Source organism: Bradyrhizobium arachidis, assembly GCF_024758505.1.
Taxonomy (GTDB): Bacteria; Pseudomonadota; Alphaproteobacteria; order Rhizobiales; family Xanthobacteraceae; genus Bradyrhizobium; species Bradyrhizobium manausense_C.
On sequence record NZ_CP077970.1, the window covers coordinates 4,614,192 to 4,626,197 of the forward strand.

A 12,006-nucleotide genomic window follows, 5' to 3' on the forward strand; every position below is an offset into this window, starting at 1 on the left:
GCATTTGCATCGGTGCACTTCGTACCAAAGCGAATGAAATGCCTGGCGTGGGGCCGGCGACATCTCGTCCGGACCGACTACCACGCAAGGCCATCCGGCTTACGCCAGCGTCAAACACCTATCGATCCCCAATGCGCGCCCAACTCCAAAAAGCTAGGGATCGTCCGCTGTGTTGTCACGCCAATCCCATGCCGAAGACACAGAATCCACAGGAGTGTATCCGCGCTACCACGGCGAGTGCGTTCCTGGTTAATCAGGAACCAGGTTCCCATTCAAGATAAACGATGGTTTGGTCGGATCGCGCCCGGCCGGCGCCACACCGGCGAAAGCAGGTCAGCCCGGGCAATTCAGGACCGATCAATGGCGGTTGCAGAACACGCCTGCGATGTTCGTGCGAGGTGCATGATATTTTGCGACACCTCCGTGGCGGCAGCGGAAGGCGAAACCGTCCACATGCTCGCGCGCGTTGCTGTGTGGGCGTGATGCAGCAAGAAGCACGATGCCTAAAGCGGTGTCAGGCTTTACGAACCTCTCGATGCTCTTGTTCTCTGCCAGCACAAACGTTGGGCCCTTACGAGCAAGACAGCGAAGTCTCCCACTCATAGCCATTGCGCAAGGGACCTCGTGAAGATGGGGGTACTGGCAGATCATGTTGATGCCATCGACGCTACGTCCTGCCAGGCTTCGAAATACCAATGCGGTGACGTAGGGGATCGCGTTACAGCCTCGCGCGAAAGCTCGCCACCATGCCTCCGTCTGCGCCGTCGCTGCGCGACGCGTTCACAGGCGCTTCCCCCACAGCGCCGTGACAATCGCATCTAGTCCGTCCGTCAGCGCCGCCGGTCCCGGCTGCAAGATGATCGGCGACTTGATCTCGACGATGCGGTTGTTGCGCACGGCAGGGATCTGGTCCCAGCCGTCGCGTTTGCGGATGCGGTCGGGCACGACTTTCTTGCCGCACCATGACGCGAGGATCACGTCTGGCGCTGCCGCGCGCACGGCATCGGGCGTAACGATGCGGTCCTTGGCGGCTTGTCGATGACGCAGGTCTGGAAAGACATCCTCGCCGCCGGCGATCTCGATCAGTTCGGAGACCCAGCCGATGCCGGAGATCAGGGGATCATCCCATTCCTCGAAATAAACGCGCGGCCGTGGTGAAGGCCGCGGCGTCGCCGCGATCTGCGCCAGCCGCTTCTCAAATCCATCGGCGAGTTGGCTGGCGCGCTCGGCGCGTCCGACCAGAGCCCCCAGTGTGCGGATCATCGCCAAAATGCCGGCGATGTCGCGCTGGTTGAAGACGTGCACGTCGACACCAGCGCGAACGAGGTCGGCGACGATGCCGGCCTGGAGATCGGAGAAGGCGAGCACCAGATCCGGTTCCAGCGCCATGACCTTGGGAATGTCCGCAGAGATGAAGGCCGACACCCGCGGCTTCTCGCGGCGGACCTGGGGCGGCCGCACGGCATAGCCGGAGACGCCGACGATGCGGTCCTGTTCGCCAAGCAGGTACAGCGTCTCCACCGTTTCCTCGGTCAGGCAGACGATGCGGCGGGGCGGGAAGTGGGGCATGGGACGAGCATATGCCTCAATGTCGGCGCCCATGTCATTACGGCCATGACCTCAGACGTCATTGCTTTGCCGCGCCTGGCAATTCACCTTGGGCATTCAAGAGATTGGGAGGACAACCGATGACGCCGCTTGAGAAACTTCACGCGATGAAAATGCCGTTCGCCGAGCTCAAGGGCGTGCAGTTCGTGGAGGCCGAGAAGGATCGCGTAGTGGCGCGGATGACGGTCAAGCCGGAGCTCTGCACCCTTGGCCGCACCATTCACGGCGGGGCCATCATGGCATTGGCCGATTCCGTCGGTGCGGCTGCGACTGTCATCAATCTGCCTGAGGACGCCAAAGGCACCACGACGCTGGAGAGCAAGACCAATTTCATCGGCGGCGCCAAGGAGGGAACCACGGTGATTGCGACTGCGACCCCGATCCACCGGGGCCGGCGGACCCAGGTCTGGCAGACCCGGCTGGAGACCGAGGATGGTAAATTGGTAGCTGTCGTCACCCAGACCCAGATGGTCCTTGTATGATTACTGAGCTTTGATTTTGTTAACGAAATTTCACTTCCCGTGCCGCTATCTTGGCATCTTCCCGTCTTGAAAAAGATGGTGCGACGCACAATATTGGGGGCCTAGGGATTCGAACGCCTCCTCGAGGGACACCAAGAGGAGTTTTGACGTGGCACTTGACGAAACCATCCGTACCAAGCCCGTGTCGGGCTATGTGCGGACCCTGATCCAGCAGGAAGAACTTCCGCTCCTGCGCGATCATCTGCTGAGGCTCGATCCCGAAAGCCGGCACGACCGCTTCAACGGTTTTCTCGACGACAGCTTCATCGAGCGTTATGCCGCCCGCTGTGCGGACGACGGCACCGTGATCGTCGCCTACATCGTCGACGGCGTTGTCCGGGGCGCGGCCGAGCTGCATCCGCCGGAAGGCGATTCCCTGCCAGAAGTCGCCTTCAGCGTGGAAGCGTCCGCGCGCCGCCAGGGCGTCGGCAGCGTGCTGTTCCGCCGCCTGATCGCGGAAGCGCGCTGGAAGGGATTTGAGAGCCTGCGCATCACGACGGGCGCGGACAATCATGCGATGCGCGCGCTCGCAAAGAAGTTTGGCGCGCATCTGGTGTTCCGTCATGGCGAATCGACCGGCACGATCGATCTGACCAAGACGCCGGAAGCCGAACTGGCCGAGCTTGCCGCCGCGCCATTCCGGGCCGGACGCGCGATGCTCAGCTTCAACTCCACCTGGTGGAAGCTGTTCTCCAGCATGGTCGGCTCGAACCGCGCCGCCTGAACAAAAAAGCGGACCGGCCAGGGCCGGTCCGCTTCAAAACTCTGAACTGCAAAACCCCGGAACTGTAAGTGAGCGGCCTCAGGTGCCGATGCGCTTGTCGTTGCCGAAGCGGCGGACGACGCGGCGTTCGACCACCACCGAGCGCTGCGCGCCCTGTTCGCCGGCGATCACGCGGGTCGCGGTGATGCGATTGTTGACCCGCGCCTGCTTCTTGACCTCGGCCTGCACGACATCCAGCGGCATCCCCATCAGGGACGCGGCGATCTCGGCCTGCTGCTCCTGATCATCGGTGATGCCGACAGCCGCGAAAATCGCCTCGTCCAGGGTCGGTGGATCGTGGCGGACGCGCCGCGTGCCATATTTGGTATTCCAGTCTGCGCTCATAGGGGCCTCGTTTCGATCCGGGATACCTAGTGCCGACCATGTTGCATTGCAATATGAATTTGAGATGGCAATCCAGCCATGCACTCACAATTTCTCAATCCGGCTCGCATCGTAGAGCTCAAGCGTGGTCGCCCCTGCGGCGAGCGACCGCAGGGCGCGGACGAAGTCGCCCGAAGCCGGCACCTTGAAATGGGCGGCAAGGGCCGTCCTGTCAGCCCATTGCTCGAAAAAAACCAGCCGCAGCGGGTTCTCGCAGTCGACATGCACGGCGTGCGAGATGCAGCCGGGCTCGGTGCGCGAGCGATGCACATGCTCGAGGCTCAGCCGGCGCACCTCGTCGAACGTCTCGGGCCGGGCCGTCACGCTTCCAGTTACCACGATCATCCTGCGCTCCGTTATTTTGCTGCCGCGTCGAGCGCCATCTCGACCGCCGGCTGTTGCGGCCAGCGCTTCAGCGCGGCGTGGCCCGCATCGGTCAGCTCATAGATCCCGCGCTCGGCGCGCGCGAACCAGCCATAGACATTGTGCAGGAGAATCTTGCCGGCATCCGGGCATTGCACGCGCAGATCGCGTACCTTGCGCGGACCAGCTGCGAGCGCGGATGCGCAGGCGAGCGCCTGCTGGCGATAGGCGGTCATGATCGGCGCGCGTGTGCTGCCGCCGAGCACGGGATCGCCCTGGCGGCGCTGGTGTTCTGCGACGAGCCGCGAGCGCTTCTTCGGTTCGCGGCGCGGAGCTGATGTCGGCGGCTTCACCAGCACCTCGACCTGGCCGCGATCCGTGACGCCAAGCATGCCGAAGCCAAGGCGCCGGCAGAGATTGCGATAGCGTGCGTCACCCTCGCGTCCCTTGCCGCGCGCCGACATCTTTGCGGCGATCCAGATCTCGTCGCCCTTCGGCGCGCGATCGACCGCCTGCAAGATCAGTTCAAGATTGAAGGCGAGCTTCAACTCGCCGATCACAACGACCGGCGGATCGTCGGCACTGAGGCCCACGAGATCGCAACCGCCGATCTCACCTTTCACGGTGAAGCCGAGCTTTTCCAGGAAGCGTTTGACGGGCAGATAGAGCGCGGTTTCCACGGGCGTTCCGAGGCGGAGAATCAGTGCGGGCAGTCTAGCCCGGATTGCTCCCGCGCTGATCGGGCCTTTGGGAGGAGGTGATCCCTATACCCGCCCGCTTACTGGAATCAGTGCGCCGGTCACAGCGCTGGCGGCATCACTGGCCAGGAACAGGATCACCTCGGCGAGCTCCTGCGGGGTCACCCATTTGACGAAATCGGCGTTCGGCATGCTGGCGCGGTTGGCCTGCGTGTCGACGATCGAGGGCAGGACCGCATTCACGGTGACCTTGCCCTTCCATTCGTTGGCGAGCGCCTCGGTCAGGCGATGCACGCCGGCCTTCGAGGCCGCATAAGGGCCCATGCCGGAGCCGGCCTGGAGCGCGCCCATGGCGCCGACATTGACGATGCGGCCGCTCTTGGAGGCGGCGAGATGCGACAGCGCGGCGCGCGAGGCGTTGAGCGCGGTCAGCACGTTGAGCGCATACATGCGCTGCCAGGTCTTGGTGTCGCCGTCACCAACGGTCTCGAACGCAAAGCCGCCGGCGATGTTGATGAGCGCATCCAGCCGGCCGAAATGCATTGCGGCGGCCTCGATCGCCTTCTTCGCCTGCACCTCGTCGGACAGGTCGACGCCGCCGATCTCGAGATGGTCTGCGGTGGCCGGCGTCTGCGACGGCGCGTGGTCGATACCAGCAACGCGTGCGCCGCGTGACAGGGCCGTCTCCGCGACCACTTTTCCCAGCGCGCCGAGCGCGCCAGTGATGACAATAGCTTTTCCCTGCACGAGATCCTCCGTCGGCCCAGTTCGCATCGACTATTGCTCTCCGCGAATTCGACTTGCAATGGCGGCGGGCTCCGGACTGCGTTATAGATACAACTTTAGATCGTGAAGGAGGCTATTTTCATGTCCGACATTTTGCCGACCCTCGAATTTCCCTCTGCACTCGTTAATCTCGAGCATCCGCTGAACAACTTCCGAACGGCGCTAGCCGGAACGGGCCCCGTACGCATCGTGGCGATGGGATCGTCCTCGACGGCCGGACTCGACCATGTCGTGGCCTATCCCGCGCGGCTCGAGCTGTATTTGAGACGACACTTCAAGGATCATGATCAGCGTCCGAACATCCGGATCGACGTGTTCAACCGCGGCAAGGGTGGCGAAGATGCGCCGCAGGAAGTGAAGCGGTTCAACGACGACATCTTTGCCGACAACCCTTCGCTGGTGCTCTGGCAGGTCGGAACCAACGCCGTGTTTCGCAAGGAGCTGTTCAACTTCGATGAGGTGGTCAGCAAGATCGCCGAGGGATTGAAGATCCTGCGGGGCCATCCGACCATGGATGTCGTGCTGATCGATCCGCAATACGTGACGGCCATGCTCTATGACGACAATGCCGAACTCTCGGAAAAGATGGTCTTGGCGATCCGGACAGCGGCTGAAGACGCTAAGGTCAATTTGTTCCAGCGCTGGGCGCTGATGCGGCACTGGCACGTCTCCAACAACGCTTCGTTCGAGCAGCTGCTCGCAGCGGATGACAGTCTGAAGCTGCATCAGAGCGACTGGAGCACCATGCACGTGGCCCGTGCCTTGCGTTCGGCGATCCTCAAGGCTATCGGAGCCGCGCAAAAATGCGGGTGCTTGATTACGCCTGCAGATACCGCGCCCTCAGCGCCTCCCGCTCCGGTGGGCCAATCTTGAGTCCATCGCGCAAATAGGCTTCGAGGTCGCCGTACTCGGCGCTGACAGCCTCGAAGCCGGCGTTGAGATAGGAGGCCTCGACGCTTCCGATCGCGTCGCGCACGTCGTCCGGCAGCTCGGACGCAGCAGTGGCGTCGCGCCGGTAGAACTGGTTGGTCAGCAGATAGTCTTCCGCGATGACCTCGTCGGACACACCGAGTGCGTGCAGGATCAGCGCGCTGGCAAAGCCGGTACGGTCCTTGCCTGCCGTACAGTGGATGACGAACGGTGCGTGGTCTTCGAGCAGATGGCCGAACAGCGCGCGGAAGCTGTGCGTGTTGTGGCGGACATAGTTGCGGTAGGATTCGCGCATGATCTCCAGCGCAACGGGCGCCGTCAGCGTGCCGGCGTCGAGCCGCGCGCGCAGCGCTGCCACCACCGTCGGCTCGATTGGCAATGAATGCACGGTGATGTCACTCATCCCGCAAACGCCCCCCAAGCGTTCCTCGACGCCGCGGAAGTCGAATGCACGCCTAACGCCGAGGCCGCGGACGATCTCGCTGTCGGCTGCCGTGAGCTGGCCGAGATGGTTGGAGCGAAAAATCTGCCGCCAGCGCGTCAGGCGGCCGTCGGCGGTTGGATAGCCGCCGAGGTCGCGAAAATTGCTGGCGCCTTGCAGATTGAGGTGGCGGGAAGGGGAGTCTGACATCGGAGCAGCTTGAGCTATCTTGTTGGCGAGGAGCGGCGCGCGGCTGGCGCGTAGGGCTGTCTATTACAAGGGGCGAACATGGATCGGCACAAGGCCATTATTTTGGCTGTCGCAGTTCTGGCGGGCGGAACTGTCGGCGTGCGGCCGGCGGCGGCGCAGACGTTTCAGAATTATCACTGCGCCGACGGTACCAACTTCATCGTCGGCTTTTATGACTACGACAAACGCGCGTTCGTGCAGATCGACGGGGCGTCGCTGCCGCTGAAGAAGCGGGTCACGCTCTCGGGGGCGCGCTATTCGGGAGCGGGAATCACGCTGAAGATCGGCAAGGCCGGCACCACGATGCAGCACCTCAAGCGGCCGGTCACGGCCTGCGCGCTAGTCGAGCGAACATGAATCAAAAAGGGCCGAAACATCGTTGTTTCGACCCTTTTTCAAACTGCCGCCGGGCGCTTGTTGGCGCGGGGCGGTACCGAGACCGGTACAGACATCAGCGATCCCATTTCGGCTTGGCTTCCTCGATCGCCTCCTGGTGATACCAGCTTCCGCTGCACACCGTTTCAACGACGGGGGTGGAGCCTTGATTGGCCGGCAGCCTGGGCTCGCCGTAGCGGCGACCCCCGAGGGCGGCACGGCCCCCGACCGGGAACTGGAAGATCTCAGCAGATCCGACACTCAGACCATTGTTCATCATTGCGGTAGTCTCCTTGAGTCGGAGCGGTTGACCTCCATGGTGCGCCCGACTCGTTCGCTAGTGGTTACTGGAATCCCCATATCGGCCGCCCCTCCCGAAATTCAAAGTGCTGAAAATGAAATCAATGTTGGCCTATTTTTTGAGCAGTCGGGGTTCTGCACCCTCGAAGGCAGCGGCTGGATGACTAACGCGGAGGCCATTCCGAAGGTTGCGAAGACATGGCCTCCGGCTTCGCAAAAATTGCGGGCGGCTGATGCGTGTTTCATCGGCAGCGCAGTGCACAGCCTCAGGTGCAACAGAATCGGGCGTTTTCCCCGGGATTTTTGCGGTGCGGCGTCACGAACTCGTGCGCTGCTATGACGCACTCGCCTGTGAATTGCCCCGGGTCCGCGGATCCGGGTTCCCCGCAGTGGAAGACCTCCCGCAATGCGGCGTTTTGGCACGTTAAATGCTTGTAAGCGGGCGGCCGATGATGGCCGGGTACAACGTGCGGGGGCCTGAGGTCCCCACCTTTCGCATCATCTACAGAGAGGCTCAATGACCAAGTATAAGCTCGAGTACATTTGGCTCGACGGATATACGCCGACTCCGAATTTGCGCGGCAAAACTCAGATCAAGGAATTTTCGTCGTTCCCCACGCTCGAGCAGCTTCCGCTCTGGGGTTTTGACGGCTCCTCCACCCAGCAGGCCGAAGGCCACAGCTCCGATTGCGTGCTGAAGCCGGTCGCCGTGTTCCCGGACGCCGCGCGCACCAATGGCGTGCTCGTGATGTGCGAAGTCATGATGCCCGATGGCAAGACCCCGCACGCCTCCAACAAGCGCGCGACCATTCTTGACGACGCCGGCGCCTGGTTCGGCTTTGAGCAGGAGTACTTCTTCTACAAGGACGGCCGTCCGCTCGGCTTCCCGTCGTCCGGCTATCCGGCCCCGCAGGGCCCGTACTACACCGGCGTCGGCTACTCGAACGTCGGCGACGTCGCCCGCAAGATCGTCGAAGAGCATCTCGACCTCTGCCTCGCGGCCGGCATCAACCATGAAGGCATCAACGCGGAAGTCGCGAAGGGCCAGTGGGAATTCCAGATCTTCGGCAAGGGCTCGAAGACCGCTGCCGACCAGATGTGGATGGCCCGCTACCTCATGCTGCGCCTGACCGAGAAGTACGGCATCGACATCGAGTTCCACTGCAAGCCGCTCGGCGACACCGATTGGAACGGCTCGGGCATGCACGCCAACTTCTCGACCGAGTACATGCGCACGGTCGGCGGCAAGGAGTATTTCGAGGCGCTGATGGCGGCCTTCGACAAGAACCTGATGGACCACATCGCCGTCTACGGCCCGGACAACGACAAGCGTCTGACCGGCAAGCACGAGACCGCGCCCTGGAACAAGTTCAGCTACGGCGTTGCCGACCGCGGTGCTTCGATCCGCGTTCCGCACTCCTTCGTCAACAACGGCTACAAGGGCTATCTGGAAGACCGTCGTCCGAACTCGCAGGGCGACCCATACCAGATCGCTTCGCAGATCCTGAAGACGGTCTCGTCCGTGCCGACCGACAAGAAGGCGGCTGCTTAACGCATCCTCCGGCCCGGGCTGGGGGGCTTGCCCGGGCCGGCAATCAAATCCGCCGAGGCCGAAAGGCCTTGGCGGATTTTTGCATTTTGATGACAACTCGCCTCGCGGTGGAATTGGTGCTGCATTCTCGGCCCGCGCTATATCCAGCCAGGGCGAAAGCGGGATAAACTGCGTGCGGATGCGCGCAGGCCGGGGACGGCTGGTGTTTGAAGGTTTCTACAAGGTACGTTTTCAGCTTGCCGACGCCGTCGGCCGGAGCGTGATGCATGTCGGCAACGGCAAGATGCTGGGCGGCAACTCGGCCTTTGCGCATATCGGCACCTACGAGAAGACGGCCGATGGACTTACGATCGAGATCAAGACTTTTCGTCACAATCCCGATCCCCACTATCGCGCGATGGCGGGCACCGACAATGCGACGCTCATCGCCAAGGGTTGGGCGGATGGCGATCTCGTTCGCTTCAAGGGCGAGATGAAAGAACTGCCCGGCGTGCCCTTCCAATCCGTGATGACGCCGATCCGAGAGGACGAGGCGCCGATCGCCGGCAGCGTCGGCGAGGGCGGCATCGCCAACGGTCTCTATTCCATCCATTTGCGCATGCTCGACGGCGTCGACGGCGGGCTCACCGGCGTGATGCTGCTCAACCAGGGCCGCATCCTGGGCGGCGATGCCTCGTTCTACTATCTCGGCAGCTACACGGCGGCGAACGGCCGCTGGAAGGGCCAGATCCTCAACCAGGAGCACACGCCGGCGCGCGACGAGAATCCGGTGTTCGGCGGCCATGAGGTCGGCATCGGCTTCTCCGGCAGCTATGACGACGAACACGCCGTGCTGGAAGCAACGGCGCTCGCGGGCAAGCGCAGCCTGCGCCTGACCGCCGCGCTGCGGCTGATGCACCGCGCCTGATCGGCAAGACCATGGACACCATCCGCATGCTCTCCACGCTCGGCCTGATGGGCGCGATGCGCAGCATGTCATCGGCCTGCGAGGCCGCAACAGGCGTGCGTATCGATGTCGATTACGCGCCGACCATGGCGCTGTTGCAGCGGCTGCGCGAGGGCGAGGCGGCCGATGTCGTGATCCTCACCCGCGAGGGGCTCGACGAGGTGATCGCCGAGGGCCGCGTGGCCGCCGAAAGCGCTGTCGATCTGGCGCGCTCCTATGTCGGCATCGCTGTCAGGGCAGGGGACGCGCATCCCGACATCGCAACCGAAACCGCGCTGCGCAAGGCGCTGCTGGCTTCGCGCGCGGTCGCCTATTCGCGGCTGGGGGCAAGCGGCATCTACTTCGCGCAATTGATCGAGCGCCTCGGCATTGCCGATGAGATCAACGCCCGCGCCGTGATCGTGCAGCAGGGCTTTACGGCCGAGCGGCTCGTGAGCGGCGAGGCCGATCTTGCCGTGCAGCAGATCAGCGAGTTGAAGCAGGTCGCCCGCATCGAGGTCATAGGTTCGATCCCGCGCGAATTGCAGACGCCCGCGCTGTTTTCGGCGGGCCGGATGGTTGCGGCGAGGAATGCTGCGGGCGCCGACCGGCTGCTGCGCTATTTGGCGTCATCAGAGGTCGCGCCGGCCTTGCGGGCGTCAGGACTCGAGCCTTGAATTTGACGACGGCCGGACGCAACCTGCGCGTCATGCGAAAGATCGCGCTCGCCATCCTCCTCGCTCTCGCATCGCCGTTGCAGGCGCATGCGCAATCGGCCGACCTCGTGCTGTGTGACCGGCTGGCGGCCGACCCCAGCGATCCCGACAAGCCTGCCGACATCAGGGGCGTCGCCGAAGTTGCCCCCGCGGACATTCCGACCGCGATAAAATTCTGCAAGACCGCGTCCGGCGCCTCGCGGCGCGCGATGTTCGAGCTCGGGCGCGCCTATGCCGCCAACCGGCAAATGCCGGAGGCGCTCGCCGCCTGGCGCAAGGCCGCCGACAAGGGCTCGACCTCGGCGATGGTCGAGCTCGGCGTTCTCTACGGCACCGGCTCGGGCGTTGCGAAGGACGAAGCGCAGGCACGAAAACTGTTCGAGAAGGCGGCGGAGGCCGGCAATCCCCGCGGCGTCAGCAATCTCGCGGCGCTTGGCGGCGGCGCAGCCGCCCCCGCCAACCCCGCGCGCTCGCGCGAACTGCTCGGCAGGGCGGCCGAGACCAATGCCGAGGCGCAGTATCAACTCGGGCTGATGCTGTCGAACGGCAGCGGCGGCCAGCAGGACGACGTCGCGGCGCGCGCGATGTTCGAAAAGGCGGCGGCGCAAAACCATCCCGGCGCGCTGGAGCGGATGGGCGCCTTCGCCCAGGAAGGCCGCGGCGGGGCGAAGGACAAGGACGCCGCAAAGGCCTACTACGAGCGCGCCGCGGCGCTCGGCGACGAAGACGCAAAGAAAGCGCTGGAGCGGATCCGCTGTCCCTATGCGATCAAGAACAAGCAGGGCCAGCTCGTTACCACGCTGTGCTTCTGATTGCGACTGGGGGAAGGGGAATGTGGGCATCGATCAGGCGGCTTCTCGCGCGGACGAAGTCGCTTGAAGTCCTGTTTGGCGATGTCCTGTTTGAGTCCCAGCCTGTTCGTGGGCAATCGTCGCATTCGAACTTCCAGTGGCAGGTCAAACGCGGGTTGGACGAAAAATCCTACTACGTCTGCGTCAAGATGAAGCCCGATGGCTATGCAGGCCCGGAGGGCTCGCCGACCAATTACATATCCTTCGACCTCGCGACGGCCCTGAAGCTCCGCGCTGACATCGACGAATGCATCGCGCTGGCGCATTCGTACGCTAAAGCAGGTTCCCGCTCATCAGCGATTGCTCGCAAGCCGTGAAGGAACTTCCAACTTGCAGTCACGCTTGAGGGGAAGGAGGCGCCCAAAGAGGAGGAGCGATCATGATCCGCAAGCTGGCATCCGGCGAATACCGGCTCTATTCGCGCAAGGTGAACCCGAAGACGGGCAGGCGCCGCAACCTCGGCACCTTCAAGAGCCGTGCGGCGGCCGAGAAGCACGAGCGCGAGGTGCAGTATTTCAAGCGTCACTAAGGCGTGATGAATGCCCTCAGGAGGGCGGAACAGAC

At 63.4% G+C, this 12,006-nt stretch carries 17 protein-coding genes; 10 read left to right on the forward strand and 7 right to left on the reverse strand.

The genetic code is table 11. The features are described from left to right. Window positions 1–780: 780 nt before the first annotated feature. Window positions 781–1,569 (reverse strand): cobalamin-binding protein, encoded by a 789-nt coding sequence (locus tag KUF59_RS21220; RefSeq protein ID WP_212459497.1) that lies wholly within the window; start codon window positions 1,567–1,569, stop codon window positions 781–783. A gap of 119 nt (window positions 1,570–1,688) precedes the next feature. On the opposite strand from KUF59_RS21220, the gene KUF59_RS21225 reads away from it, so the two are divergent. Beyond that, window positions 1,689–2,090 (forward strand): PaaI family thioesterase, encoded by a 402-nt coding sequence (locus KUF59_RS21225; RefSeq protein ID WP_212459498.1) that lies wholly within the window; start codon window positions 1,689–1,691, stop codon window positions 2,088–2,090. A gap of 148 nt (window positions 2,091–2,238) precedes the next feature. After that, window positions 2,239–2,853, forward strand: a complete 615-nt coding sequence (locus tag KUF59_RS21230) for a GNAT family N-acetyltransferase (protein WP_212459499.1) — start codon at window positions 2,239–2,241, stop codon at window positions 2,851–2,853. 78 nt (window positions 2,854–2,931) lie between these two features. Here KUF59_RS21230 and KUF59_RS21235 read toward each other — a convergent pair whose 3' ends face one another. The 4 genes from KUF59_RS21235 to KUF59_RS21250 form a co-directional block, all read right to left on the reverse strand. Continuing rightward, the gene (locus KUF59_RS21235) at window positions 2,932–3,237 is read right to left on the reverse strand and encodes a hypothetical protein (RefSeq protein ID WP_212459500.1); all 306 of its coding nucleotides are present in this window, start codon (window positions 3,235–3,237) and stop codon (window positions 2,932–2,934) included. An 84-nt stretch (window positions 3,238–3,321) separates the two neighbouring features. Beyond that, a complete protein-coding gene (locus KUF59_RS21240) occupies window positions 3,322–3,621 on the reverse strand; it encodes a putative quinol monooxygenase (RefSeq protein ID WP_212459501.1) in 300 nt (99 codons plus the stop codon). A gap of 11 nt (window positions 3,622–3,632) precedes the next feature. After that, a complete protein-coding gene (locus KUF59_RS21245; protein ID WP_212459502.1) occupies window positions 3,633–4,319 on the reverse strand; it encodes a DUF2161 domain-containing phosphodiesterase in 687 nt (228 codons plus the stop codon). Between the two features lie 84 nt (window positions 4,320–4,403). Further along, complete coding sequence (locus KUF59_RS21250; RefSeq protein ID WP_212459503.1) at window positions 4,404–5,084, reverse strand: SDR family oxidoreductase; 681 nt, start codon at window positions 5,082–5,084, stop codon at window positions 4,404–4,406. 120 nt (window positions 5,085–5,204) lie between these two features. Here KUF59_RS21250 and KUF59_RS21255 point away from each other — a divergent pair, with 120 nt between their 5' ends. After that, window positions 5,205–5,996 (forward strand): SGNH/GDSL hydrolase family protein, encoded by a 792-nt coding sequence (locus tag KUF59_RS21255; RefSeq protein WP_212459504.1) that lies wholly within the window; start codon window positions 5,205–5,207, stop codon window positions 5,994–5,996. On the opposite strand, the gene KUF59_RS21260 is transcribed toward KUF59_RS21255, so the two are convergent. Beyond that, the gene (locus KUF59_RS21260) at window positions 5,941–6,684 is read right to left on the reverse strand and encodes a tyrosine-protein phosphatase (RefSeq protein WP_212459505.1); all 744 of its coding nucleotides are present in this window, start codon (window positions 6,682–6,684) and stop codon (window positions 5,941–5,943) included. The genes KUF59_RS21255 and KUF59_RS21260 overlap by 56 nt on opposite strands. Window positions 6,685–6,762: 78 nt before the next feature. Here KUF59_RS21260 and KUF59_RS21265 point away from each other — a divergent pair, with 78 nt between their 5' ends. Continuing rightward, window positions 6,763–7,080, forward strand: coding sequence for an MliC family protein (locus tag KUF59_RS21265; protein WP_212459506.1), 318 nt, complete (start codon window positions 6,763–6,765; stop codon window positions 7,078–7,080). Between the two features lie 94 nt (window positions 7,081–7,174). Here KUF59_RS21265 and KUF59_RS21270 read toward each other — a convergent pair whose 3' ends face one another. Beyond that, a complete protein-coding gene (locus KUF59_RS21270; RefSeq protein ID WP_212403965.1) occupies window positions 7,175–7,378 on the reverse strand; it encodes a DUF2735 domain-containing protein in 204 nt (67 codons plus the stop codon). 537 nt (window positions 7,379–7,915) lie between these two features. On the opposite strand from KUF59_RS21270, the gene KUF59_RS21275 reads away from it, so the two are divergent. From KUF59_RS21275 to KUF59_RS21300, 6 genes are all read left to right on the forward strand, one after another. Then, window positions 7,916–8,950: a glutamine synthetase beta-grasp domain-containing protein gene (locus tag KUF59_RS21275; protein WP_212459507.1), complete on the forward strand. Its 1,035-nt coding sequence runs from the start codon at window positions 7,916–7,918 to the stop codon at window positions 8,948–8,950. 202 nt (window positions 8,951–9,152) lie between these two features. Continuing rightward, window positions 9,153–9,857: a GrlR family regulatory protein gene (locus KUF59_RS21280; RefSeq protein WP_212459640.1), complete on the forward strand. Its 705-nt coding sequence runs from the start codon at window positions 9,153–9,155 to the stop codon at window positions 9,855–9,857. 11 nt (window positions 9,858–9,868) lie between these two features. Continuing rightward, window positions 9,869–10,552 (forward strand): substrate-binding domain-containing protein, encoded by a 684-nt coding sequence (locus KUF59_RS21285; RefSeq protein WP_212459508.1) that lies wholly within the window; start codon window positions 9,869–9,871, stop codon window positions 10,550–10,552. 32 nt (window positions 10,553–10,584) lie between these two features. Then, window positions 10,585–11,403: a tetratricopeptide repeat protein gene (locus KUF59_RS21290; protein WP_212459641.1), complete on the forward strand. Its 819-nt coding sequence runs from the start codon at window positions 10,585–10,587 to the stop codon at window positions 11,401–11,403. 20 nt (window positions 11,404–11,423) lie between these two features. Beyond that, complete coding sequence (locus tag KUF59_RS21295; RefSeq protein ID WP_212459509.1) at window positions 11,424–11,759, forward strand: hypothetical protein; 336 nt, start codon at window positions 11,424–11,426, stop codon at window positions 11,757–11,759. 62 nt (window positions 11,760–11,821) lie between these two features. After that, the gene (locus KUF59_RS21300; protein ID WP_212459510.1) at window positions 11,822–11,971 is read left to right on the forward strand and encodes a hypothetical protein; all 150 of its coding nucleotides are present in this window, start codon (window positions 11,822–11,824) and stop codon (window positions 11,969–11,971) included. Window positions 11,972–12,006 lie beyond the last annotated feature (35 nt).

What these genes read in the sequence shown, in the direction of transcription:
- KUF59_RS21255 (WP_212459504.1), top strand. Translation starts at nt 5,205, where the DNA reads ATGTCCGACATTTTGCCGACCCTCGAATTTCCCTCTGCACTCGTTAAT.
- KUF59_RS21285 (WP_212459508.1), top strand. Translation starts at nt 9,869, where the DNA reads ATGGACACCATCCGCATGCTCTCCACGCTCGGCCTGATGGGCGCGATG.
- KUF59_RS21290 (WP_212459641.1), top strand. Translation starts at nt 10,585, where the DNA reads ATGCGAAAGATCGCGCTCGCCATCCTCCTCGCTCTCGCATCGCCGTTG.
- KUF59_RS21235 (WP_212459500.1), bottom strand. Translation starts at nt 3,237, where the DNA reads ATGAGCGCAGACTGGAATACCAAATATGGCACGCGGCGCGTCCGCCAC.
- KUF59_RS21225 (WP_212459498.1), top strand. Translation starts at nt 1,689, where the DNA reads ATGACGCCGCTTGAGAAACTTCACGCGATGAAAATGCCGTTCGCCGAG.
- KUF59_RS21300 (WP_212459510.1), top strand. Translation starts at nt 11,822, where the DNA reads ATGATCCGCAAGCTGGCATCCGGCGAATACCGGCTCTATTCGCGCAAG.
- KUF59_RS21270 (WP_212403965.1), bottom strand. Translation starts at nt 7,378, where the DNA reads ATGATGAACAATGGTCTGAGTGTCGGATCTGCTGAGATCTTCCAGTTC.
- KUF59_RS21265 (WP_212459506.1), top strand. Translation starts at nt 6,763, where the DNA reads ATGGATCGGCACAAGGCCATTATTTTGGCTGTCGCAGTTCTGGCGGGC.
- KUF59_RS21240 (WP_212459501.1), bottom strand. Translation starts at nt 3,621, where the DNA reads ATGATCGTGGTAACTGGAAGCGTGACGGCCCGGCCCGAGACGTTCGAC.
- KUF59_RS21260 (WP_212459505.1), bottom strand. Translation starts at nt 6,684, where the DNA reads ATGTCAGACTCCCCTTCCCGCCACCTCAATCTGCAAGGCGCCAGCAAT.
- KUF59_RS21275 (WP_212459507.1), top strand. Translation starts at nt 7,916, where the DNA reads ATGACCAAGTATAAGCTCGAGTACATTTGGCTCGACGGATATACGCCG.
- KUF59_RS21295 (WP_212459509.1), top strand. Translation starts at nt 11,424, where the DNA reads ATGTGGGCATCGATCAGGCGGCTTCTCGCGCGGACGAAGTCGCTTGAA.
- KUF59_RS21220 (WP_212459497.1), bottom strand. Translation starts at nt 1,569, where the DNA reads ATGCCCCACTTCCCGCCCCGCCGCATCGTCTGCCTGACCGAGGAAACG.